Here is a 21,720-nt window from a genome sequence, read left to right on the forward strand (position 1 = left end):
TGAACTCAGGTAGAAATCCCCTATCTGGGTCCGCATGTCAAACCCAGCTTCTGATTCCCGTGAAACCCTGCCTGCGGTCCGCCGCCGCGCCCTGGTGCCCAAGGAGCAGTGCCCGATGGCGCTGGCCGCCGAAATCCTCGGCGACCGCTGGACGCTCTTGATCCTGCGGGAGGCTTTCTATGGCGTTTGCCGCTATGACGACATGCGCGAAGACCTGAAGGCGCCGCGCTCGACGCTGACGGACCGGCTGAACAGCCTGGTGGCGCGCGGGGTGCTGGAGAAGCAGCCCTATCAGGAGGCGGGCGACCGGGTGCGCCAGGCCTATGTGCTGACCGAAGCCGGGCGCGGATTGGCGCTGACCTTTCTGGCGCTGGCGCAATGGGGGGAGGCGCATGTCACCGGCGGCGCGGCACCGGTCGGGGTGGTGGACCGGGAGAGCGGTGCGCCGCTGCGGGTGGGGCTGATGGATGCGGATGGTGCGCCGGTTGATCCAGCGCGCGCGGCCCTGCGGCTGAGAGGCTGAGGCTGCGGCCGACCCGGTTCTTTCACCTTTGGGCAAATACTCCGGGGTGAATTGGCCGCACGGCCAAGAGGGGCAGCGCCCCTCTGTCCCGGTTTAGCGGAGCAGCTGCTTACTGCTTGTCGGTCACGTTTTCCTTGAACGCCACCTCGAAGGCCGCCTGTTTCTCGGCGCTGGCCTCGGTCTGGTAGTTGGCCTTCCACTCATCCATGGTCATGCCATAGTAGATTTCACGCGCTTCGGTCTTGCCCATCTCGATGCCGCGCTCGTTGGCGGCTTCCTGGTACCAGCGGGCCAGGCAGTTGCGGCAGAAGCCGGCCATGTTCATCAGGTCGATGTTCTGCACATCGGTGCGGTCTTCCATCAGGTGCTTTTGCAGGCGGCGGAAGGCGGCGGCCTGGATTTCGGTCTCGGTTTGCTTGTCCATGGCGGTGGCTCCGGAGTTGTCTTGCGTCCCCGCAGGCCTAGCAGCCGGGACAGGGGCGGGCAATGGGGGCGGGCGGCTGGTCAGATCAGCTGCAGCGCCAGCCAGGGCCCCAGCGCGGTGGCAAAGATCACGATCTTATAGGTGCCGAGCCAGCGGTAGACCGTCAGGCTGACATCCGCGGGCGCCAGCCCGAACATGCGGGCGTGCAGCCCAGCCACCCAGTCCCGCATCAGCATCAGAAGCACGGCAGAGAGGGTGAACAGTCCGATATGCAAAACGGTCAGCCATCCGAAAAAGGCAGAGAGGGTTTCCTGGGTCATGACTGCTCCTTTCCCCGAAAATCTTTCCCCGAAAATCCCGCGTTTCCGTTACAAATATGGGTGCGCGCGGCCCGTTCTGCAATGTCAGCGCCGTTTTCCGGCGCGGAAAACGGCCCGGAAAACACGTGTTTTCCGAGCCGGAATTCGCGCCGAATTCCGGTGCCCGGCAGGTCAGAGCTCGGAGGCGTCCAGTGCCTTGGGCAGGATACGGGCGAGGCGCTCGGCCCATTCGTGCTGGCCCTCGTGCTCTGCAATCAGATCGTTCCTCAGCTCGACCAGCGTGTTGGGGCGGCCCGGCTTGGTGGCATGGGTTTCGATCGCGTCGCCGGGCAGATAGCCGGTGTAGGGCTCATTGACGCCCACACACAGGCCGTCCTCGCGGTTCAGCTCCTCAATGACGAAGGGCGAGAACCGCTCGCCCTCGGGGAACAGGATGCCGATTTCCCAGGGCCGCGGCGCACGCCCGCGCAGCTGGCGGGTGAAGCTGTGGACCGAGACGATCACCGTGCGCGGCCGCTCTGCCAGCCGGGCCAGCGCCCGGTGGTAGGGGCGGTAGCAGCTTTCCAGCCGCTCCTTCAGTTCTGCCTCGCCCGCGTGGCGGTTGGCCGGGATGATGGTGCCGTCATAGAGCTTCATCAAGAGGGTCGGGTCGTCCTCGCCGCGGTTGGGGTCGATCACCAGGCGGGAGAAATTCGAGGCCACCACCGGCGCGTCCAGCATCTCGCCCAAGAGCTTGGACACCTCATAGGCGCCGACGTCATAGGCGATGTGGCGCTCCATGTCCTCGCGCGGGAGGCCGAGGTCGCCGCCGCCGGCAAAATCCGGCACATGGTTGGTTGCGTGGTCGCAGGTGATCAGCCAGCGGGCGGGACGGTCTGCGCCGTGAACAAAAAACGGTGTGTATGTCATGAGCCTGATATGTTTTGCCGCATTCTCTTTACGGGAGTTGCGCGGAAATGGGAATTGGGGGATAAGCACCCCGAGCTGTTTGCGGTAACATGAAGGCGAGATCCGAAGGAGAGGACCCCAATGAAACGATCGCGCAATGTGAAGATTGTCGCCACTTTGGGGCCGGCCTCGGAGACCTACGAGACCATCCGTGCGCTGCATGAGGCGGGCGCAGATGTGTTCCGCCTGAACATGTCGCACGGCAGCCACCCGGAGATCGCCGAGAAGCACAAGATCATCCGCCAGGTGGAGCAGGACCTGGACAGCCCGATTGCGATTCTCGCTGACTTGCAGGGGCCGAAGCTGCGGGTGGGTGTGTTTGCCAATGGTGCCGAAGACCTGGAGGAGGGGGCGAAGTTCCGCCTCGACCTGGATGAGGCGGAGGGCGGCGTGTCGCGCGTGTGCCTGCCGCATCCGGAGATTTTCCAGGCGCTGGAGCCGGGTGCGCACTTGCTGGTGAACGATGGCAAGATCCGCCTGGTGGTGGATGACTGCGGCCCGGACTTTGCCGATTGCACGGTGGAGACCGGCGGCACGATTTCGAACCGCAAGGGCGTAAATGTGCCCGACGTGGTGCTGCCGCTGGCGGCCTTGTCCGAGAAGGACCGTGCGGACCTGGAATTTGTCTGCTCCCTGGGGGTGGACTGGCTGGCGCTGTCCTTTGTGCAGCGGGCCAAGGATGTCTATGAGGCGCGCGCGCTGGCCGATGGCCGTGCGGCGGTGCTGTCGAAGATTGAAAAGCCGCAGGCGGTGGAGGATTTCGAGGCCATTCTGGATGCCTCTGATGGCATCATGGTGGCGCGCGGCGACCTGGGCGTCGAGCTGCCGGTGGCGGCGGTGCCGCCGATCCAGAAACGTCTGGTGCGCAAGTGCCGGGCCGCGGCCAAGCCGGTGATCGTGGCGACCCAGATGCTGGAAAGCATGATCGAAAGCCCGATGCCGACCCGGGCCGAGGTCTCCGACGTTGCCACCGCCATCTATGAGGGCGCCGATGCGGTGATGCTGAGCGCCGAGAGCGCGGCGGGCCAGTATCCGGTGCAGGCGGTGCAGACCATGGACAAGGTGGCGGTCGAGGTCGAGGCTGACCCGACATATACCCAGATCATCGCGTCTTCGCGCTCAGCCAAGGGCACCACGGTGGCTGACGGAATCGTCGCCGCAGCACGGGAGATTGCGGAGAAGACCGAGATCAAGGCGATCTGCTGTTTCACCCAGTCCGGCACCACCGCGCTGCTGACCGCGCGGGAGCGCCCAGGTGTGCCGATCATCGCAATGACCCCGGTCAGCGCCACCGCGCGGCGGCTGTGCCTCAGCTGGGGCTGCAAATGCGTGATGACGCCGGAGCTAGACCGGTTCAAGGGCGCGGTGGTCAGCGCCGCGCGGGCGGCGCGGTCGGGCGGCTACGCCTCCGAGGGCGACCAGATCGTGGTGACTGCCGGCGTGCCCTTCAACGTGCCAGGCACCACCAACATCCTGCGCATCGCCCCCTGCGACGAGCGGCTGATCTACAGCACCGATCCGGAATGACCCCAAGGCGGCCGGCGGCGATTGAAATGCTTCCGGCTGCCCCTACCATCTCTCAGGTTGCTGAGGTCATGGGGGAGATGGTTCATGGATACGGATCTGGCGTTGATCCTGGGGCTGGTGATTGCGGCATTCACGGTGCCATCGGTCATGTCCTCCCTGAGTGAACGCCGCCCGCCGCGGGCGTCAATTCTCACCATATTGATCGCCATCTCGCTGATCGCCTATGCCGTGGTGCAGAAACCTGGCGGATATGCGATTGATGAGATCCCGGACGTGTTTTTCAGGGTCGTCGGGCGCCTTCTTTAGAGAATCCGCTTGCCCATCCTGCCAGCATTGCTTAAAGGGCAGCTCTGTTCCGCGCGGCCGGCCGTCGAGGCATGCCGAGTCGCGCGTCTAGCGAACCTGCATTGAAGGAGACGGAAATGCCCAAGATGAAGACAAAGTCGAGCGCCAAGAAGCGCTTCAAGATTACCGCCACCGGCAAGGTGAAAGCGGGTCAGGCCGGCAAGCGCCACGGCATGATCAAGCGCACCACCAAGTTCATCCGTGACGCCCGCGGCACCACCACCCTGTCCGCACCGGACGCAAAGATCGTCAAGGGCTTCATGCCCTACGACCGCTAAGAGGAGATCTGAGATATGTCCCGCGTTAAAGGTGGTACCACAACTCACGCCCGTCACAAGAAGGTCATCAAGGCAGCCAAAGGTTACTACGGCCGCCGCAAGAACACCTTCAAGGTTGCCCGTCAGGCCGTCGACAAGGCCAACCAGTACGCAACCCGCGACCGTAAGAACCGCAAGCGCAACTTCCGCGCGCTGTGGATCCAGCGTATCAACGCTGCTGTGCGTTCGCACGACGAAGCGCTGACGTACTCCCGCTTCATCAACGGCCTGACCCTGGCCGGCATCGAAGTGGACCGCAAGGTTCTGGCCGACCTGGCCGTGCACGAGCCCGAAGCCTTCGGTGCGATCGTCCGTCAGGCACAGGACGCGCTGGCAGCCTAAGGTTCCAGAGTTCGAATTCAGAGAAGGCCGCCCATCGGGGCGGCCTTTTTTGTTGCCGCTATTCCGGCAACCCTGCCGTACGGAGCGCGTTCAGATAGGGATCCAGGCCGCCGGGATGTTTGACGGGCAGGCTGCGGGCCAGGTAGCTGAGGGATAGTTTCGGCAGTTCGCCAATCGCGGTCTGTACTGAGACCCTGGCCTCGTCCAGGCGCCCGGCCTGCACCAGGGCGGCTGCCTTGACCGCATGCGGCCAATAGCCGGTTGCCCGGGGCAGCTGCATTGTCTTGTCCACCCAGGCCAGGGCGGCCTCTGTATCTCCGGCCAGCACATCCGCCAGCGCATGGGTAATTGTCGTCGCCCAGAGGATCGGATCGCGCGGACTCAACGGCTCGACACGTTCTTCGCAGGCGCGCGCTTCGTCCAGGCGGCCGGCCAGGGTCAGCACCATGCCCAGCCCGTGGTGCGCCTGGCTGAAGCTGGGGTTGAGCTGGATCGCCCGCTGCAGCGCTGCAATCGACAAGTCGTGGCTGCCCTGCATCATGTGGATCCGGCCGATGGCGAAATAACCCACCGGGTCGGTGTCGTCGATCTGCAAGGCGCGGCGTGCGGACGCCATGCCCAGTTCCAGATGGTGCTCCGGGTCGTCCGGCCAGCCCATTACCACGCCCTCATAGTAGGCGTAGCACAGATACGCGTGCGCGGTGGAAAACTCCGGATCAAGCTCTGTTGCCCGCCGGAGAAGGTCCAGAGACTTCTGGTGGTCCTCGCGGCTGTAGTCCCACATGTGCCAGAGGCCGCGCTGGTAGCAGGCCCAGGCATCCAGGCTTTCTGTTCTGCGGCTGATTGCCTTCTCGCGTTCGGCAGCGGCCATTTCCGGCTCCACCCGGCCGACGATGGTCCGGGTGATCTCGTCCTGCAGATCGAAAATATCCTGCAGCTCACGGTCGTAATGTTCCGCCCAGACATGCAGTCCGGTCGGCGCATCAATCAGCTGCGCGGTGACGCGGACGCGGCTGCCGGCCCGCCGCACGCTGCCCTCGAGCACGTAGCGAACGCCAAGTTCGGCGGCGACGCGTTTGATGTCGACGGCCTGGCCTTTGTAGGTGAAGGTGGAATTGCGGGCGATCACCAGGAACCAGCGGATTTTCGACAGCCCGGTGATGATGTCCTCGCTCAGCCCGTCGGCAAGAAACTCTTGCTCCGGGTCGGCGGACATGTTGGTGAAGGGCAGCACTGCGATGGAGGGCTTCTCTCGTGTCCGGCTCGCGGATTTCGGTGAGGCGGCGCCGCCGTCCCAGCGCCAGACCCGGAAGGGGCCGTCGATGTTTTTGAGGCTGATCTGGCCGGCGTCGATGAAGGTGGCGCCCACTTTGCCGCGGACCTGGCTGTGCACGTGGTCGGAGGTCAGAACGCCGCCGCGGGGCGCGGCGGCTTCCAGCCGGGCGGCGACGTTGACGCCTTCACCCAGCACATCGTCGCCCTCGACAACGATGTCGCCCAGGTTGATGCCTATCCTGAAATCAATCGGGTCCAGATCTGCGTTTTCAGAATTTCTTGCGCGCAGAGCGTTTTGCAGCGCAACCGCACATTCCACCGCATCCACGGCGCTGGCGAATTCAGCAAGGGCGCCATCGCCCATGGTCTTGAAGATGCGGCCCCTGTTTCCGGTCACAAGAGGGATGAAGATTTCGCTCCAGATGACTTTCATCCGTTTGAGCGTTGCCGCCTCGTCCGCCTGAACGAGTTTGGAATAACCCACGACATCTGCTGCTAGAATTGCAGCCAGGCGGCGCTCCATCCACTGGCCCTCCCCTTTGGGTCAGGGTAGCGGGAGCGGTGGTAAAAAACCAGTTCCCAGTGCTGAGGTGCAGAAAGCTGCTGCTATCGGGTGCAAGGAACCGAAAGCAGAAAACAGCGCCGAATATTTGCTGACCCCTGCCGTGCTCAGCCTTGGCGCGGCATCCGCAGGGTAAAGATGGTCTGCTGGCGATCCGACGCTGCCACGATCAGGCCGCCATGCGCCTTGGCGATTTGCTGGGCGATGTAGAGGCCGAGGCCCAGGCCGTTCTGCGACTCGCGGGTTTCGGCGCGGGTGAAGGGTTCGAACAGCAGGGCCATGGTTGCCTCAGGGATCGGTTCCCCCTGGTTGGCGACGGACAGAGTGAAATCGCTGCCGTCCTCGCGGGCCGTCACGATGACCGGTTTGCCTTGGGCGCCGTGAGTCACTGCATTGGACAGAAGGTTGGAGACCAGTTGGGCGATGCGGTCCGTGTCGCAGTTCAGCGGGTCGGTGAAACTGTAGTTCTCGGTGATCGGGGTGCCCGGATTTGCCAGCCGGATTTCCTCAACCGTTTGCGCCAGGACCGGCCGCAGCTCCGCGCTGTCCGACCGCGTGATTTCAATGCCTTCTCCAAGGCGCGACCGGGCAAAGTCCAGAATGTCGTTGATCAGCGCCGACATCCGGGTGACGGACTGGCGCCCGAGCGCCAGGATCTCCAGCGCCTTGGCTGATTGCGGTTCATTCTCCAACAGCCGCAGCGTGGCGCCGATCGCCGACAGCGGGTTGCGCAGGTCATGGCCCAGCACAGCGATGAACTGCTCGCGGAAATGGGCTTCCTGCTCGCGGGAGGCCAGATTGGCGGCGTTTTCCTTGGCTTTGGTTACATCCCGGGCACTGCAGTAAAAGCGTTCGCCTTCCGGAACCGCGTTCCAGGACAGCCAGCGATAGCTGCCGTCCTTGTGCCGGTAGCGGTTTTCGAACTGCAGCACCGGCTTGCCCTGCTTGACGCGCTCAAAGGCGGCCTCGGTCCGGGACATGTCGTCGGGGTGCAGGAAGTCGAAGAACTGGCGGCTTTCGATCTCTTCCGGCAGCAGGCCCAGCGTGGTGAACCAGGCCGGGTTTGTGTCTGTGAAGATGCCGGAGGCGTCGATGATGCCCAACAGGTCTGGCGTGACCTTCCAGGTCTGGCTGGTGCGGTCCATTTGTGTGGGCACGGCAGTACATCTCTTTGGGACGGCAGGTCTGCAACTTGCACAGGTTGCCTGCCTGCTGGCAAGCGCTAAGGTGCCGCACTTGCGGGAAAAACTGTCTGCTGCGGCATGCGTTTGCCTCGCCGGACCAGACGGGCAGCCGCGGAAACGCCATCACCACATGCGGGACTTGGCGTATTCCGCATATCCTGCGTCATATGCCTCTGCCTCAAAGCTCTCCTCCTGCTCTTTCAGGAACTGGCCAGCGGTGGGCACCGCGGGGCGGTTCGCCTCCAGGTCCCACAGGCGGGAGCGCATCAGCGCCTTGGCGCATTGGAAATAGAGCTCTTGAAGCGTGATTACCGCCACAGTCGCGGGCCGCAGGGATTTGCGGGCAAAATGGGAGCGGATGGCCTCGTCCGCGGTCAGCACGGCGGTGCCGTTCACCCGAACCACGTTGTTGCAGCCAGGCACCATGAACATCAGGCTGACGCGGCTGTCGCGGACGATATTGCGCAAGCTGTCGATGCGGTTGTTGCCGCGCCAGTCGGGCAGCCAGAGGGTGCGCTCGTCCGCCATATGCACCACAGGGCCGTCATCGCCGCGCGGGGTGGCGTCTGTGCCCTCGGGGCCAACGGTGGACAGCACCAGGAACCTCGAGGCGCCGATCCAGTCGCGGTAGAGCGGCGTCAGGCGGGTGGTGACCTTGGTCAGCGATTGCGGCACCGGGGCGCCGTAGATCTCTTCAAGCTCATTGGTGCTGGTGATGGTCTGCATGGGGCCGGCCTCCTTTTGGTTGCGTTTTAGCTTGCCCTTTCGCGGCGATGGGGCCAGTTTTTGCGCAAATGGGCCAGAATGCGGATATCCGGCGGCGGGGACCGTCCTCCTCCGATGCGGTGCAGATGCTGCCGCATGGGGTGGCATCCTATGCGCGCACCTATGCGGACGGCTATGTCTCTGCCTGGCATGATCATCCGCGCCACCAGCTGGTCTATGCGGTGGCCGGGCTGATGATGGCAGAGGCCGGCGGCACCACTTGGGCGGTGCCTGCGGGGTCGGGGCTGATCGTGCCTGCAGGGGTGCTGCATGAGATCCGCATGGCGGGCGAAGTGCAGCTGCAGTCGCTCTATATCGATCCGGCGGCACCAGGGGCGGAGATGATGGCGGAGTGCCGGGCGGTGACCGTGGAGCCGCTGCTGGCGGGGCTGATTGCGGCGCTGTGCGCCATGAACAATCCCTGGCCGCTGCCGCCGCGGGCACACCATCTGAGCCAGCTGATCCTGATAGAACTGGCGGCGGCGCCGAAATCCCCGCTGGCGCTGCCGTACCCTGCGGACGCGCGGCTGCAGCGGGTCTGCGATGCGCTGATCGGCGCACCGGGCGCGCCGCACACGCTGGACCATTGGGCGGCGCTGGCAGGGATGAGCCGCCGCAGCTTCACCCGCCGGTTCCAGCAGCAGACGGGGCTGAGTTTCGGTGGCTGGCGCGACCGGCTGCGCTGCCAGATCGCACTGCGGGCAGAGGCACGCGGCGCGCGGTTGGACCAGGTGGCGCAAAGGCTGGGCTATGCCAGCCGCCAGTCGCTGCTGGCGATGATGCGGCGGCTGGTGTGACGCCCGGCGAGGACGGCTGGCCGGTGTCATGATTTCCGTAGTCGCAGGCCGCTGCTATCTGTGGCAGGTTGCGCCGGAACGGCGGCAATGAGGCAGGCATGAAATTCATCCGGGATGTGATCGCGCAACTGGAATCCCCGCGCGAGGTTCGGCCGCTAGGCAGCGGCTGGCTTTCGGGCTCGATGGCGCTCTTGGCGGCCATTACCGGGCTGCTGCTGGTGCTGCTGCGCTGGTACCCTGAGACGTTCTCTTATCCGCAGATCGCATTTGTGCATTCCAGCGGCTATGTGACCGCCTTCCTGCGGTTTGTGCTGCTGGCGGGCTATGCGCTGTCACTGCTGAGCCTGATCCTGAGCCGCCAGAAAAGCCTGGGCTGGGCGGCGCTGGGTCTGTCTGTAGTTGCCTCGCTGATGGCCACGGCGCAGCCGCAGCACGCGGGCGAGGCTCCGCAGAGCTTGTATTTCGGGCTCGACTATTTTGTCGTGAACGTGCTGCTGGTGGGTTTTCTGTTCGTGCCGCTGGAGCGGGTCTTTCCGGCGCGGCGCGAGCAGACTGTGTTCCGCACCGAATGGCGCGAGGACATGTTCTATTATCTGATCAGTTCCATGCTGGTGCAGGTGCTGACGTTCCTGACCATGGCGCCCGCGAACTATGTGAACACCGAGTTCGACCTGGAGGGGATCCGCGCCCATATCACCAATCTGCCCTTTGCGGTGCAGGTGCTGATCATCATGGCGGCAACGGATTTCGTGCAGTACTGGGTGCACCGCGCCTTTCACACCTTTCCGGCGCTGTGGCATTTTCATGCGATCCACCACTCGGCCAAGAAGATGGACTGGCTGGCCGGCGCGCGGATGCATTTTATCGAGATTGCAGTGCTGCGCGGGCTGACTGCAGTGCCGATGTTTACGCTCGGCTTCAAGCCGGAGGCGATCCAGGGCTATCTGCTGATCGTCTATTTCTACTCTAGCTTCATTCACGCCAATATCGGCTGGAAGCTGGGCTTTGTGGAGCGGTTCCTGGTCACCCCGCGCTATCACCATTGGCATCATGGCAGCGAGCGGGCGGCGATCGACATCAACTATGCCTCGCATTTCCCGCTCTATGACTGGCTGTTTGGCACCCACCACCTGCCGGAGAAGGAATGGCCGTCGAAATACGGGGTGGCCGGTGACACGGTGCCAAACGGCTACTGGCGGCAATTCCTGTACCCGTTCAACCAAAAGCGCTGGAAGAAGCGGGCGGATGAGGGCAGCAAGGGGTGAGGTTCAGAGGCTTTTGCCATCAAATATCTCCGATGGCAGATGCAGGGCATCCACCCCGCCGATGCACCCCAGGTTGACACGGTAGCTGCCGGGCGACAGGCGCGGCTCCACAAAGGTGTGGATGCCGCAGGTGCCGCAGAAATGGTGCTGCGCGGCCATGGTGCCGAACCGGTAGATTTTCAGCGCGTTGTCGGCTGCGGTGACCGTCATGTCCGCCTTTGGCACCTTGAACGGGGTCAGATAGGCGGTTTTGCGGATGCAGATTGAGCAGTCGCATTGCATCGCGCTGGTGATCTCCGGCGCGCGGAAGGAAAAGCGGACCGCGCCGCAATGGCAGCTGCCGGAATAGGTTTGCATGGTGTGTCTCCTATGGGGGGCAGGCGGCTTGCACGGGCGGAATGGAGCTTTTTGCTGTTCTGGCTAGGGATGCAGCCAGGGCACCCCGGTGAGCAGGGCCAGACTTCTATTGTGTTGACGCGCTTGAACTTTAGTCTAGGTTGCGCCTGCGTTTGCAACAAAAGAGCAGGATTAGACTTATGAAATTTGGGGTAATGTGCGCCGCGGGTGCCGTGTTGCTGGCTGGCTGTCAAAGCAGCACAAACAGCGAAATGGTCGTCGCCAGACCACAGGCCGCGTCTGCGGGCATTACCAAGGCTCAGATCGAAACCTGCTGGAAGAAAGCGGGCATCCAGGGCGATCTTTATAAGTTCATGACACCGGAGGAAGCCGCAGGCATTCAGCCCGGCGGTGTCTTTACCAAGGAAAAGCACGCGGTGTTCACCGCTTGCCTGAACGCATAATCTGAACCTCAGGCCGCGATTCCGTGCGGACCGTGGCGGATGATGGCCCATTGGCCATAGCTGTCATCCAGGTCCAGCTTGATCGCCGCGTCAGACTTGGTGCTGGCGCTGCCGATCTCGGCCAGGGTGAACTCGATGCCGCCGGGGATGTCGATCCGGACCCGGTGCTCGCCGCCGCCATGCGGGGCCTGGATCGGCCGGCCGGTTGAGGTGACCAGCCCTTCGATGTCCAGTTTGGCAGTGCGGTTTTCAATGTCGACTTCGTAGTCGATCCGCTTGATCAGCGTCTCGTGCACGGTGTCGCACATGGCGCGGAACACCCACCAGTGGGTGGCTTCCTCATCGGTTTCGCCGCCCAGCATCACGGTTTCCAGCGCCGCGCGCTGGGCGTCGGTGGCGCGGTCGTCGATGATCGCCTGCAGCGCCCCCTTGCCCTCGAAAACCGGGCCGGGCCAGGCGTAGAACAGCGCTGCGCGGGTGCCGGTCAGGTCGGTGCCGCCGAAATGGCCCTTGTCGATACGGATCACCTCGAACCCGGTGCAATGCCCATGGGTGGGCAGATCCTCGAACTGGCAGGGACAGCCGTAGTTGCAGTTGCAGTTCCCGAAGCTGGGGCCTTCGATATACCAATCCACATGTGCCATGGCTGTCCTCCGGTTGCTGCTGAATGGGATGCGCTGTGCCGCACGCCGCAAGTATAGCATAAAACCGCAGGCTCTGCCGGGCGGCAGGTCAGGCGCTGCTGTTCTCCGCCGCTGCGACCGGGAACAGGCGGTCATAGGCGAGGGTGAAACCGTAGGTGTAGACCACCACGAAGGAGGTCACCGTCAGGTCTGCGGCCAGCGCCTGCAGCAGGCCCAGGTTCAGCCACCAGATATAGACCGGCAGCGAGGTCAGCAGCAGCGTTGCCTCGAACCCTGCGGCATGGAGCAGGCGGCCCAGCGGCGAGCGGTCGCTGGCGACCCGGCCTGCTCTGGCATCCGCGTGATCGAAGATCCAGTTGTAGAGGAGGTTCAGCAGCATTGCCTTCACGGACAGGAAGGCGCCCAGGAGGCCGATGTCGCTGAGCGGTTTGTCAAAGAATGCTGCACCAACGGGCACCAGCATTGCCATCAGCAGGATTTCGAAGCTGAAGGTATAGCGCAGCCGGTCCCTTGCGGTACGCATTGCAACTTTGCCTGCCATTCTGTGCCTCCTTTTGAAGTCTGGGCGTTGTCTTTGTTCTATCCCTATTTCATGATGCTTCCAGTCAGTATGTATCTGAAAATCAGATGGGTGGGCCATGATGTCTCCGGAAACCCTGCAGGCCTTTGTGCTGGCCGCCGAACTGGGCTCCTTCTCAGCCGCGGCGCGCAGGATGGGTAAGGCGCAGTCGGCAGTCTCGACTGCGATTGCCAACCTTGAAATCGACTGCGGACTGCAGTTGTTCGACCGCAGCGGACGGTCGCCTGCGCTGACAAAGGCGGGCCGCGAGATGCTGCCGCATGCGCACGGCATTCTTTTGGGTCAGCGGGAGTTCTCCGCCAAAGCTGCGTCGATGGCCGAGGGGGTGGAGGACAGCCTGTGCCTGGCAGTGGAGCAGGGGCTGAACCAGGCGCCGCTGCTGGAGGCGCTGCGCGGCTTTGCCGAGGCCTTTCCGCATGTGGCGGTGGAGATTCTGTCGGCGGGACCCAATGATACGGCCGCATTGCTGAAGGAAGGCCGCGCCGATCTGGGGCTGATGACGGAGCAGGAGAGCTACCCGGAGGGGTTCCAGTTCCGCGGCGTTGGCCACACGGTGGCGGTGCCGGTTTGCGGGCGGGATCACCCGCTGGCTGCCCTTGGCCCCCTCGCGCACCGCGACCTGCGGGCGCACCGGCAGCTGGTGCTGCAAAGCCGCTCGCAGGAGGCCCGCTGGCTGATCGGTGAGGCCTACAGCGCCTCTCTCTGGTGCGCGGAAAGCCCGGGGATGATTATCGAGCTGCTGCGGCAGGGGCTGGGCTGGGCCGAACTGCCGCTGCCCGCGGTGCAGCCGCATCTGGACAGCGGCGCCCTGGTGCGGTTGCGCTATGGATTCCAGCAGAGCGATGCGCTGGCCGGCATCGACGTGGTCTGGACGTCGCAGCGGGTGCTGGGGCAGGCCGGGCAATGGCTGCAGCAGCACCTGTTAAGGCTGCCGCAGGAGGCGTGGCGGGGGTGACGGCTTCTGGCTCCGGTCCGTCGCGGCGCGCCGTGGTGACACACCGCTGACGCATCGGTCCCCGCCCTCTTGCTTTCGCGCGCCCTTGTGGTAGCAGGGCACAAGCAGAATTCGAGGGGCCGTGATGGACGATCTTAAAGCCAAATACCTGGGTCAGATTGCAGAGGCCGCCGACGAGTCGGCGCTGGAGGCGATCCGCCTTGCCGCCGTCGGCAAGAAGGGCGAAGTGGCGCTGAAGATGCGCGAGCTGGGCAAGATGACCCCGGAAGAACGCCAGGTGGCCGGTCCCGCGCTGAACGCGCTGAAGGATGAGATCAACTCGGCCTTGGCAGCCAAGAAGGCCGGCCTGGAAGATGCAGCACTTGATGAGCGCCTGCGCACCGAATGGCTGGACGTGACCCTGCCGTCACGCCCGACCCGCCATGGCAGCCTGCATCCGATCAGCCAGGTGCAGGAAGAGATCACCGCGATCTTTGCTGAGTTGGGCTTCTCGGTTGCCGAAGGGCCGCGGATCGACACCGACTGGTACAACTTCGATGCGCTGAACATTCCCGGCCACCATCCGGCGCGCGCCGAGATGGACACGTTCTACATGCACCGTGCCGAGGGCGACGACCGCCCGCCGCATGTGCTGCGCACCCATACCTCGCCGGTGCAGATCCGCTCGATGGAGAAGATGGGCGCGCCGCTGCGCATCATCTGCCCGGGCGGCGTTTACCGTGCCGACTATGACCAGACCCATACGCCGATGTTCCACCAGGTCGAAGGCCTGGCGCTGGACAAGGACATCTCGATGGCGAACCTCAAGTGGGTGCTGGAGGAGTTTGTCAAATCCTTCTTTGAGGTGGATGACGTCGAGCTGCGCTTCCGCGCCTCGCATTTCCCATTCACCGAGCCGTCGGCAGAGGTCGACATCCGTTGCTCCTGGGAAGGCGGCACGCTGAAGATCGGTGAGGGCGACGACTGGATGGAGATCCTCGGCTCCGGCATGGTGCACCCCAAGGTGATCGCCGCGGGCGGCATCGACCCGGAGATCTATCAGGGCTTTGCCTTCGGCATCGGCATCGACCGCCTGGCGATGCTGAAATACGGCATCCCCGACCTGCGCGCCTTCTTCGACAGCGACCTGCGCTGGCTGCGCCACTACGGCTTCCAGAGCCTGGATATGCCGGCGCTGCATGGCGGTTTGAGCCGGTAGGTGTATCTAATCGGGATTTTTCTGGCGCGGTACTATGACTGGTGTACTGCGTTTTGCGAAAGAATTCCGTGGTGGGCTGGTTTTGCCATCCCGGTTTGTGCAGTTGTGCCATGCTGGTTGCTGATTGCGCATGCACCGGCGTTGGTCGGAGCTGCTTATATTCTCATTGCAGCTCCTATGGCTTCAATGTTTCTGCATGCTCACCAGAAAGTTTGGGCCAAGCGCATGTAAGTGTAAATGTTTGCTGATTTCGCAGCTCCTAGCATGCGAGTTCCGACTAGGCGTGCTAAGTCTTGGTGCGGGTGCGATCGCGTCAAGTAACGGTGCGATCGGGTTCAGCTCTAAGCGCGGAATCAAGGCCGAGAGGCCGCCGCGCCATCGCTTGCCTCTCGGCGATTGCGAGCAATCGCCTGTCGGCAGTGCATAGCTTTGCAATGCACGAGAGACCGCCCGCACGGGCAGGCGATTTGGGGCCGCAAGCACACCGGTTAGACGTCGAACGGATTAGGCCGGAATAAACTGCCAAACACCATCGTTGGATCGCCTCCCCGCGGTCAGGCGGTGGCGCGGCTTGGCCAGGGCATCTTAGGCAGGCGCGGCTGCAGGTGCGCCGCCCAACCGTTTTCCCAGCGCCTTGATCTTGGCGACCCGGTTTTCCTTGTCAGGAATGATGAAGCCGCGGAGCTTGCGGTTGATCATGCCGGCCATCAGCTTGCCCAGGAGCTTGGGGGAACGCGTCTTGGCATAGCGCAGCTTGATCAATGTGCCGCCGCCGACCTCTTCCATCTCGATGGTCTCATACATCATCAGCCCCATCGGCAGGTTGTAGCGGCCGGTGACATATTCGCCGGGGTTCCAGTCCAGCACTTCGTAAGGAAACAGCGCGTCGCCGTGGTAGCAGTGATACATCGTGCCGGGTTCGATCTTGCCCTTGTTGGTGTTCAGCAGGTCCATCTTGTCGGCGCCCAGCCATTCGGTGCGCAGATCGGGGCGGGTGCAGATGGTAAAGGCGATCTCAGGCGAGACGGCCAGCGGAACGATCCATTCGTCAAACAGCAGGTCATCCGTGGCGCCGACAAAGCTGCGCTCGGTTGAGCGGCGGCGCTGCCAGGCCACACGCATGTCGCGCACCACATACTCAACCGGGCCGATGTGTTCGATGTCCTCGCTGTGAAACTCGCTCTCCTCAAAGAAATCGACCAGATCCATCGCCCGCAGCGCATCGCAGGAAATAAGCGTATAGGCGGTGAGGCCGGTGCGTTCGGTGACCGAGTTCTTGAGCAGCCGGAAGGCGGTGATCACGTCGGGGCCGGCCAGCTCGTTGCTGCCCCTTGTGTCCTGCAGGATGCATTCGCCGTGATGCACCACCAGTTTCAGCTCCAGATCGCCGATCTTGCTGCAGGCATCGCAGGTGCAGCCGGTGTTGAGGATCATTTTCTCCTTTTCGCGGGCGAAAATGCAGTAAAGGCTTTCGGCAAAATCGAGGATGAACTGCTTGGTCATCACCTCGCTTTCAAAGGCATAGGCAAAGACCGCATCGCCCTGCAGGCCGGAAATTTGAAGCGGTGCGCGGATGGCGGGGAGCAGCGCACCAAAGAGCGCATCGAGGATGCCCTTGGAATGCTCCAGCGGGGTGCCGGCCATGAATTTGGTGTAGCCCGACAGGTCGGCAATGACGAAGAAGGCGTTTTGAACCCCGGAATGCTGATCCGTCATCGGTGTCTCCCTGGCAGTGAGGGGATCAGTATGCGCGAAGATGGGGGAATCTCAAAACATCGCGTGCCGGGAATGTTTGAGGGGTGGGCTGCCAGTTTGCGGCCAGGCATCGGCGCCGCCGCACAGGCCCCACAAACTTGTGACGTGACAGCTGCGGCGTTGTGGCTACCCTAGGGCGAATGATCCGAGCAGTTCTTTCTCTCTCCGCCGCCCTGCTGTGGGCTACTGCCGCTGCCGCCATGGGGCCGTCAAAACCCGCTGAATGCCTTGGCGCAACGCCCTGCGAACTGGGTGACCGCTCCTATCATGTGATGGAGCCGGAGGGCTGGGACGGGACCTCGTCTCTGCCGGTGCTGCTGCACTTCCATGGCTGGTCCCGCACCGGGCGCCATGCGCAGAAAAGCGAGCGGGTGGGGGTCTCTGCCAAGCGGCGGGGTGTCTTACTGGTGACGCCGAACGGGCGCAATAAGACCTGGGATTTCTGGTCCGCGGAAACAGATGACGTAGCTTTTGCCGACCGGGTGCTGGCGGACGTCGCCAAACGCTACCCGGTTGATCCGGATCGCATTTACGTCTCCGGCTATTCCTATGGCTCGGCCATGGCCTGGCGTTATGTCTGCCACAGCGGCAACGATGTCGCCGCACTTCTGGCGGTGGCCGGAACCATCCAGCAAAGCGAGGACTGCCCTGAGGCCCCGCATGAGGTGCGCCATGTGCACGGGCTGAAGGACAGGGTGATGGATTTCCCCTATGGCCCCGGCGGCGAGCGGACCTATCCGGTGGCGCTATGGCGGGCGCGGCTGGGCTGCGGCGCGGCGCGGGCGCTGGGGCAGTGGCAGGTGGTGGAGTTCCTCAAGCTGGACCGCACGGTCTGGGCGGGCTGCGCCGGCGGACAGGTGGTGCTGGACACCCATCCCGGCGGTCATTTCATCCCGCATGGCTGGATCGGGCGGCAATTGGATGAGCTTTTGAACCTCACTCCCAGCTATCCTTGAGTGCTGGCGTGCTGAACCCTTGAACCTTGGCGCATTCTTTGCCATTGCCTCAGGTCAAACACGCATGTCTGCCAAGGGGTCCCCGACCGATGAAATTCACGCTTTCCTGGCTGAAAGACCACCTCGACACCGACGCCTCGGTGGAAGAGATCACTGATGCCCTGACCGATCTGGGTCTTGAGGTCGAAGAGGTCGTCAATCCGGCGGACGCGCTGAAGGATTTTACCCTCGGCTATGTGAAACACGCCGAGAAGCACCCGGATGCCGACAAGCTGCGGGTCTGCAAGGTGGACACCGACGAAGGCGAGCTGCAGATCATCTGCGGCGCACCGAACGCGCGCGAAGGCATCACCGTGGTGGTCTGCAAGCCGGGCATGTATATCCCCGGCCTCGACATCACCATCGGCGTCGGCAAGATCCGCGGCATCGAGAGCTTTGGCATGATGGCCTCCGAGCGTGAGCTGGAGCTGTCGGAAGAACATGACGGTATCATCGAGCTGCCCTCCGGCGCGGTTGGCGACAAGTTCGTGGACTGGCTGGCTGAGAATGATCCGGCCAAGGTCGATCCAGTTATTGAAATCGCGATCACCCCGAACCGCCCCGATGCGCTGGGCGTCTATGGTATTGCCCGCGACCTGGCGGCGCGCGGTCTGGGCACACTCAAGACCCGTGCGTTTGAGGCAATCCCGGGCGACTTTGCCAGCCCGATCAAGGTGACCATCGACGAAGACACGCTGGATGGCTGCCCGCTGTTTGCGGGCCGGGTGATCAAGGGTGTGAAGAACGGCCCCAGCCCGCAGTGGCTGCAGGACCGGCTGAAGGCGATCGGCCTGCGCCCGATCTCGGCGCTGGTGGACATCACCAACTTCTTCACCTTCGACCAGAACCGCCCGCTGCATGTGTTTGATGCCGCAAAGGTCGCGGGCGACCTGCGGGTGCACCGCGCGGCTGGCGGCGAGACGCTGAAGGCGCTGGACGAGAAGGAATACACCTTTGGCGCGGGCCAGATGGTGATTTCCGACGCTAACGGCCCCGAGAGCATCGGCGGCATCATGGGCGGCGAGGAGACCGGCTGCACCGAGGAAACCGTGGATGTGTTCCTGGAGAGCGCATTCTGGGATCACGTGCAAATCGCCATGGCGGGCCGGGCGCTCAAGATCAACTCCGACGCGCGCTACCGCTTTGAGCGCGGCGTCGATCCGGAATACACCATCGAGGGCCTGCACCGCGCGACCCAGATGATCCTGGACCTGTGCGGCGGCGAGCCGTCCGAGGTCGTGATCGCGGGCGACGTGCCGGATCATTCCCGCGCGTACAAGCTGGATGCGGATCGTGTGCAATCGCTGGTGGGGATGGAAATTCCGGAAAGCGACCAGCGCCAGACCCTGACCCGCCTGGGCTTCCGGCTGGAGGGCAGCATGGCGCATGTGCCCAGCTGGCGCCCGGACGTGCAGGGTGAGGCCGACCTGGTGGAAGAAGTCGCGCGGATTGCTTCGCTGACCAAGCTGGTGGGCAAGCCGCTGCCGCGGCTGACCGACGGAATCCCGAAGCCGGTGATGACCCCGCAGCAGCGCCGCCAGCAGATGGCGCGCCGCACCTGCGCCAGCCTCGGCTATAACGAAGTTGTCAGCTACAGCTTCATCGACAAGGCCTCTGCTGCGCTGTTCGGCGGTGGCGATGATGCCACCATGCTGGCCAACCCGATCTCTTCCGAGATGTCGCATATGCGCCCGGACCTGCTGGCAGGCCTGCTGCAGGCTGCGGCCCGCAACCAGGCGCGCGGCTTCATGGACCTGGCGCTGTTCGAGGCAGGCCCTGCTTTCACCGGCGGCGAGCCGGGCGAGCAGGTCAACCAGATCGCGGGCCTGCTGGTTGGCCGTACTGGTCCCAAAGACGTGCATGGCGCCTCGCGCGCAGTGGATCTTTATGATGCCAAGGCCGACATCGAGGCGGTTCTGGCGGCCATCGGCGCCCCGGCCAAGGTGCAGGTCCTGCGCGAAGGTGCCGCCTGGTGGCACCCGGGCCGCCATGGCCGCATCTGCCTGGGGCCGAAAAAGACCCTCGGCGTCTTTGGCGAGCTGCACCCGAAGGTGCTGAAGGAGATGGGCATCAAGGGGGCCGCCGTGGCCTTCACCATCTTCCCGGATGAGATTCCGCTGCCGCGCAAATCCTCTGCCACCCGCCCGGCGCTGGCAATCAGCGATCTGCAGGCCGTGGAGCGGGACTTTGCCTTTGTCGTCGATGATAGCGTCGAAGCGCTGACCCTGGTCAATGCCGCGGCAGGTGCCGATAAGGCGCTGATCGAGGATGTGCGCGTCTTTGACGAGTTCATCGGCGGCTCTCTGGGTGAGGGCAAGAAGTCGCTGGCCATCACCGTGCGGCTGCAGCCCAGCGATCAGACGCTGAAGGAAAAAGACATCGAGGCGGTGAGCGAGAAGATCATCGCCAAGGTGACCAAGGCCACCGGCGGTACCCTGCGCGGGTGACGGCTTGCCCAAGGCTTTTGAGAAAAAGCCTTGGCAAAAGTTTTGAGGAAAACTTTTAGGCGGCTCCCGGTTCAGGGGTCGCCCTTTTCCTTTGCGGCGGCGGTTCAGAAGCGCATCTTCAGCCCGGTCAGGTAGTCGGCCAAAATGTCGAACACCAGGCGGATGCGGCGGCTTGTGTGCAGCTCGCGGTGGGTGGCCAGCCACAACGGGAACTCCAGCGTTGGCAAATCTTCCAGGTCCAAGGGCTCCACGTCGGGGCTCTTGCGGGCGATGGCGTCCAGCATCGGCACAATGCCGAATCCCTGCCGTACCAGTTCCCAGGCCGCCAGGCCGCTGGTGGAGCCGACAGGGAAGTTCCCTTCGCTCAGCCGGATGCCGAGCGGCTCCAGGTAGCCGAGGAACTGAGGAATGTCGCCGAAGGACACGAAATCATGGGTGCTGAGGTCGGCGCGGCTGCGCGGGGTGCCGCGGCGTTCCAGATAGCTGCGGGCGGCATAGAAGCGGGCAGTGGTGTCCTGCATTTTGCGGGCGATCAGCTCCGGCTGTTCCGGGCGGACGTGGCGGACCGCGATATCGGCCTCTCGGCGTTGCAGGTCGCGGATGTCGTCCGCCGCAACAATCTCAATCCGCAGCCGCGGAGCCTGCTGGCGCAGCCGGTCCAGCACCCCGGGCAGGATATGGGCCGAGATGCCGTCGCTGGCAGTGATGCGCACCAGCCCTTCGATGGTCTGCGCCTGGCCGGTTGCCGCAAGGGCCAGCCCGTCGGCGGCTTCCCCCATCCTGCGGCTGTGGGCGAGCAGCTCCCGCCCCGCTTCGGTCAGGGCCAGCGAGCGGCCCAGCCGTTCGAACAGCAGCACGCCCAGCTCTTCCTCCAGCGCGGCAACTTGGCGCGACAGCGTCGGCTGGGTAAGGCCAAGCTTGCGTGCCGCTGCGGTCAGAGAGCCGGTTTCAGCGGTGGCGAGAAAGGCGCGGATATGGTTCCAGTCGGGGCTCATTATGCAAATACGTATATCAGCCTTGCGGATTTCGGCAATTTATCCGTGGTTCCTGCATAGGTAGGGTTCGGTCAGCCAAGGAGACCCGCAATGACCGCCGACGCCCGCTTTTGGAACAAGATCGCCCCCAAATACGCCAAATCGCCGATCCGCGACATGGATGCTTACCGCTACACGCTGGAGCGGACACGGTCCTATCTCAAGGCGGAGGATGCCGTGCTGGAACTGGGCTGCGGCACCGGCTCCACTGCCATTGAGCTGGCGCGCGGTGTCTCCAAAATCACCGCAACCGATCTGTCGGAGGCGATGCTGGAAGTTGGCCGTGAGCGGGCTTGGGATGCAGGTGCCGGCAATGTCGAGTTTCAATGCTGCAGCGCCGGGCAGGCGCCGGAGGGGCCGTTTGATGCCGTCCTGGCGCATAACCTGTTGCATCTGCTGCCGGATCTGGAGGAGGTCCTGGATGGTGTCGCGGCACGGGTGAAGCCCGGCGGGCTGTTCATCTCAAAGACTCCCTGCTTGGGCGAAATGCGGGGCAGCTGGAAATACTGGCTGTTTTCGGCCGCCATTCCGCTGATGCGGCTGGCAGGCAAGGCGCCCAGCTTTGTGGACTTCATCGATATCCGCAGGCTGGAGGCCGCGGTGCAAAAGGCAGGGTTTGAGATCATCGAAACCGGCAACTACCCGGCCGACACACCCGGGCGCTACCTGGTGGCGCGGCGGCGCTGAGGTTTGCCTTTGCAGCTTCCGCGCTAGGTAA

General features: G+C 63.8%; 24 protein-coding genes. 13 read left to right on the forward strand and 11 right to left on the reverse strand.

What is annotated here, in order from left to right; translation table 11 throughout:
• Positions 1-34 precede the first annotated feature (34 nt).
• Entirely contained in the window at positions 35-523 is a 489-nt protein-coding gene (locus RA25_RS03995; protein ID WP_237754612.1) for a winged helix-turn-helix transcriptional regulator, read from the forward strand.
• A 109-nt stretch (positions 524-632) separates the two neighbouring features.
• Here RA25_RS03995 and RA25_RS04000 read toward each other — a convergent pair whose 3' ends face one another.
• The 3 genes from RA25_RS04000 to RA25_RS04010 all read right to left on the reverse strand — a co-directional run bounded on the left by RA25_RS04000 (position 633) and on the right by RA25_RS04010 (position 2,176).
• Positions 633-947, reverse strand: coding sequence for a DUF1244 domain-containing protein (locus RA25_RS04000; RefSeq protein WP_039151566.1), 315 nt, complete (start codon positions 945-947; stop codon positions 633-635).
• A gap of 80 nt (positions 948-1,027) precedes the next feature.
• On the reverse strand, positions 1,028-1,267 hold the full coding sequence (locus RA25_RS04005) for a DUF6868 family protein (protein ID WP_039170461.1): 240 nt from the start codon (positions 1,265-1,267) through the stop codon (positions 1,028-1,030).
• Positions 1,268-1,438: 171 nt separating this feature from the next.
• The gene (locus RA25_RS04010) at positions 1,439-2,176 is read right to left on the reverse strand and encodes an N-formylglutamate amidohydrolase (RefSeq protein WP_039170462.1); all 738 of its coding nucleotides are present in this window, start codon (positions 2,174-2,176) and stop codon (positions 1,439-1,441) included.
• Positions 2,177-2,296: 120 nt separating this feature from the next.
• Here RA25_RS04010 and pyk point away from each other — a divergent pair, with 120 nt between their 5' ends.
• From pyk to rplT, 4 genes are all read left to right on the forward strand, one after another.
• Entirely contained in the window at positions 2,297-3,742 is a 1,446-nt protein-coding gene (pyk, locus tag RA25_RS04015; RefSeq protein ID WP_019298275.1) for a pyruvate kinase, read from the forward strand.
• A gap of 84 nt (positions 3,743-3,826) precedes the next feature.
• Positions 3,827-4,048, forward strand: a complete 222-nt coding sequence (locus RA25_RS04020; protein ID WP_019298274.1) for a hypothetical protein — start codon at positions 3,827-3,829, stop codon at positions 4,046-4,048.
• Positions 4,049-4,164: 116 nt separating this feature from the next.
• The gene (rpmI, locus tag RA25_RS04025) at positions 4,165-4,365 is read left to right on the forward strand and encodes a 50S ribosomal protein L35 (protein WP_019298273.1); all 201 of its coding nucleotides are present in this window, start codon (positions 4,165-4,167) and stop codon (positions 4,363-4,365) included.
• A 15-nt stretch (positions 4,366-4,380) separates the two neighbouring features.
• Positions 4,381-4,746, forward strand: coding sequence for a 50S ribosomal protein L20 (gene rplT, locus RA25_RS04030; RefSeq protein ID WP_008557989.1), 366 nt, complete (start codon positions 4,381-4,383; stop codon positions 4,744-4,746).
• Positions 4,747-4,804: 58 nt separating this feature from the next.
• Here rplT and RA25_RS04035 read toward each other — a convergent pair whose 3' ends face one another.
• The 3 genes from RA25_RS04035 to RA25_RS04045 form a co-directional block, all read right to left on the reverse strand.
• Positions 4,805-6,544, reverse strand: coding sequence for an adenylate/guanylate cyclase domain-containing protein (locus tag RA25_RS04035; RefSeq protein WP_039170464.1), 1,740 nt, complete (start codon positions 6,542-6,544; stop codon positions 4,805-4,807).
• Between the two features lie 146 nt (positions 6,545-6,690).
• The gene (locus RA25_RS04040; RefSeq protein ID WP_241477359.1) at positions 6,691-7,740 is read right to left on the reverse strand and encodes a PAS domain-containing sensor histidine kinase; all 1,050 of its coding nucleotides are present in this window, start codon (positions 7,738-7,740) and stop codon (positions 6,691-6,693) included.
• Positions 7,741-7,890: 150 nt separating this feature from the next.
• Positions 7,891-8,493, reverse strand: a complete 603-nt coding sequence (locus RA25_RS04045) for a pyridoxamine 5'-phosphate oxidase family protein (protein ID WP_039170466.1) — start codon at positions 8,491-8,493, stop codon at positions 7,891-7,893.
• Between the two features lie 68 nt (positions 8,494-8,561).
• Between RA25_RS04045 and RA25_RS04050 the strand changes: the two genes are divergently transcribed.
• The gene (locus RA25_RS04050; protein ID WP_039151622.1) at positions 8,562-9,329 is read left to right on the forward strand and encodes an AraC family transcriptional regulator; all 768 of its coding nucleotides are present in this window, start codon (positions 8,562-8,564) and stop codon (positions 9,327-9,329) included.
• Positions 9,330-9,427: 98 nt separating this feature from the next.
• Complete coding sequence (locus RA25_RS04055) at positions 9,428-10,594, forward strand: sterol desaturase family protein (protein WP_039170542.1); 1,167 nt, start codon at positions 9,428-9,430, stop codon at positions 10,592-10,594.
• Positions 10,595-10,597: 3 nt separating this feature from the next.
• Here RA25_RS04055 and RA25_RS04060 read toward each other — a convergent pair whose 3' ends face one another.
• Positions 10,598-10,951, reverse strand: a complete 354-nt coding sequence (locus tag RA25_RS04060) for a GFA family protein (protein ID WP_039170468.1) — start codon at positions 10,949-10,951, stop codon at positions 10,598-10,600.
• Between the two features lie 179 nt (positions 10,952-11,130).
• Here RA25_RS04060 and RA25_RS04065 point away from each other — a divergent pair, with 179 nt between their 5' ends.
• Entirely contained in the window at positions 11,131-11,394 is a 264-nt protein-coding gene (locus RA25_RS04065; protein ID WP_039170469.1) for a 50S ribosomal protein L20, read from the forward strand.
• Positions 11,395-11,402: 8 nt separating this feature from the next.
• On the opposite strand, the gene RA25_RS04070 is transcribed toward RA25_RS04065, so the two are convergent.
• Together RA25_RS04070 and RA25_RS04075 are read right to left on the reverse strand one after the other, a co-directional pair.
• The gene (locus tag RA25_RS04070) at positions 11,403-12,038 is read right to left on the reverse strand and encodes a DUF1326 domain-containing protein (RefSeq protein WP_019298266.1); all 636 of its coding nucleotides are present in this window, start codon (positions 12,036-12,038) and stop codon (positions 11,403-11,405) included.
• Between the two features lie 88 nt (positions 12,039-12,126).
• Positions 12,127-12,579 carry a PACE efflux transporter gene (locus RA25_RS04075; protein WP_019298265.1) on the reverse strand — a complete coding sequence of 151 codons (453 nt, stop codon included), beginning with the start codon at positions 12,577-12,579 and terminating at the stop codon, positions 12,127-12,129.
• 100 nt (positions 12,580-12,679) lie between these two features.
• On the opposite strand from RA25_RS04075, the gene RA25_RS04080 reads away from it, so the two are divergent.
• Positions 12,680-13,573 (forward strand): LysR family transcriptional regulator, encoded by an 894-nt coding sequence (locus RA25_RS04080; RefSeq protein WP_193748092.1) that lies wholly within the window; start codon positions 12,680-12,682, stop codon positions 13,571-13,573.
• A 124-nt stretch (positions 13,574-13,697) separates the two neighbouring features.
• Complete coding sequence (gene pheS, locus RA25_RS04085) at positions 13,698-14,771, forward strand: phenylalanine--tRNA ligase subunit alpha (protein WP_019298263.1); 1,074 nt, start codon at positions 13,698-13,700, stop codon at positions 14,769-14,771.
• Positions 14,772-15,356: 585 nt separating this feature from the next.
• On the opposite strand, the gene RA25_RS04090 is transcribed toward pheS, so the two are convergent.
• Complete coding sequence (locus tag RA25_RS04090) at positions 15,357-16,487, reverse strand: DUF2652 domain-containing protein (RefSeq protein ID WP_039170470.1); 1,131 nt, start codon at positions 16,485-16,487, stop codon at positions 15,357-15,359.
• A 179-nt stretch (positions 16,488-16,666) separates the two neighbouring features.
• Between RA25_RS04090 and RA25_RS04095 the strand changes: the two genes are divergently transcribed.
• A complete protein-coding gene (locus RA25_RS04095; RefSeq protein WP_039170471.1) occupies positions 16,667-17,482 on the forward strand; it encodes an alpha/beta hydrolase family esterase in 816 nt (271 codons plus the stop codon).
• An 89-nt stretch (positions 17,483-17,571) separates the two neighbouring features.
• Complete coding sequence (gene pheT, locus RA25_RS04100) at positions 17,572-19,968, forward strand: phenylalanine--tRNA ligase subunit beta (RefSeq protein ID WP_039170472.1); 2,397 nt, start codon at positions 17,572-17,574, stop codon at positions 19,966-19,968.
• Positions 19,969-20,072: 104 nt separating this feature from the next.
• Here pheT and RA25_RS04105 read toward each other — a convergent pair whose 3' ends face one another.
• Positions 20,073-20,966: a LysR family transcriptional regulator gene (locus tag RA25_RS04105; protein ID WP_039170473.1), complete on the reverse strand. Its 894-nt coding sequence runs from the start codon at positions 20,964-20,966 to the stop codon at positions 20,073-20,075.
• Between the two features lie 87 nt (positions 20,967-21,053).
• Here RA25_RS04105 and RA25_RS04110 point away from each other — a divergent pair, with 87 nt between their 5' ends.
• Complete coding sequence (locus tag RA25_RS04110) at positions 21,054-21,689, forward strand: class I SAM-dependent methyltransferase (protein WP_039170474.1); 636 nt, start codon at positions 21,054-21,056, stop codon at positions 21,687-21,689.
• Positions 21,690-21,720 lie beyond the last annotated feature (31 nt).

It is taken from the genome of Leisingera sp. ANG-S5, from assembly GCF_000813925.1.
In the GTDB taxonomy this organism is placed as follows: domain Bacteria; phylum Pseudomonadota; class Alphaproteobacteria; order Rhodobacterales; family Rhodobacteraceae; genus Leisingera.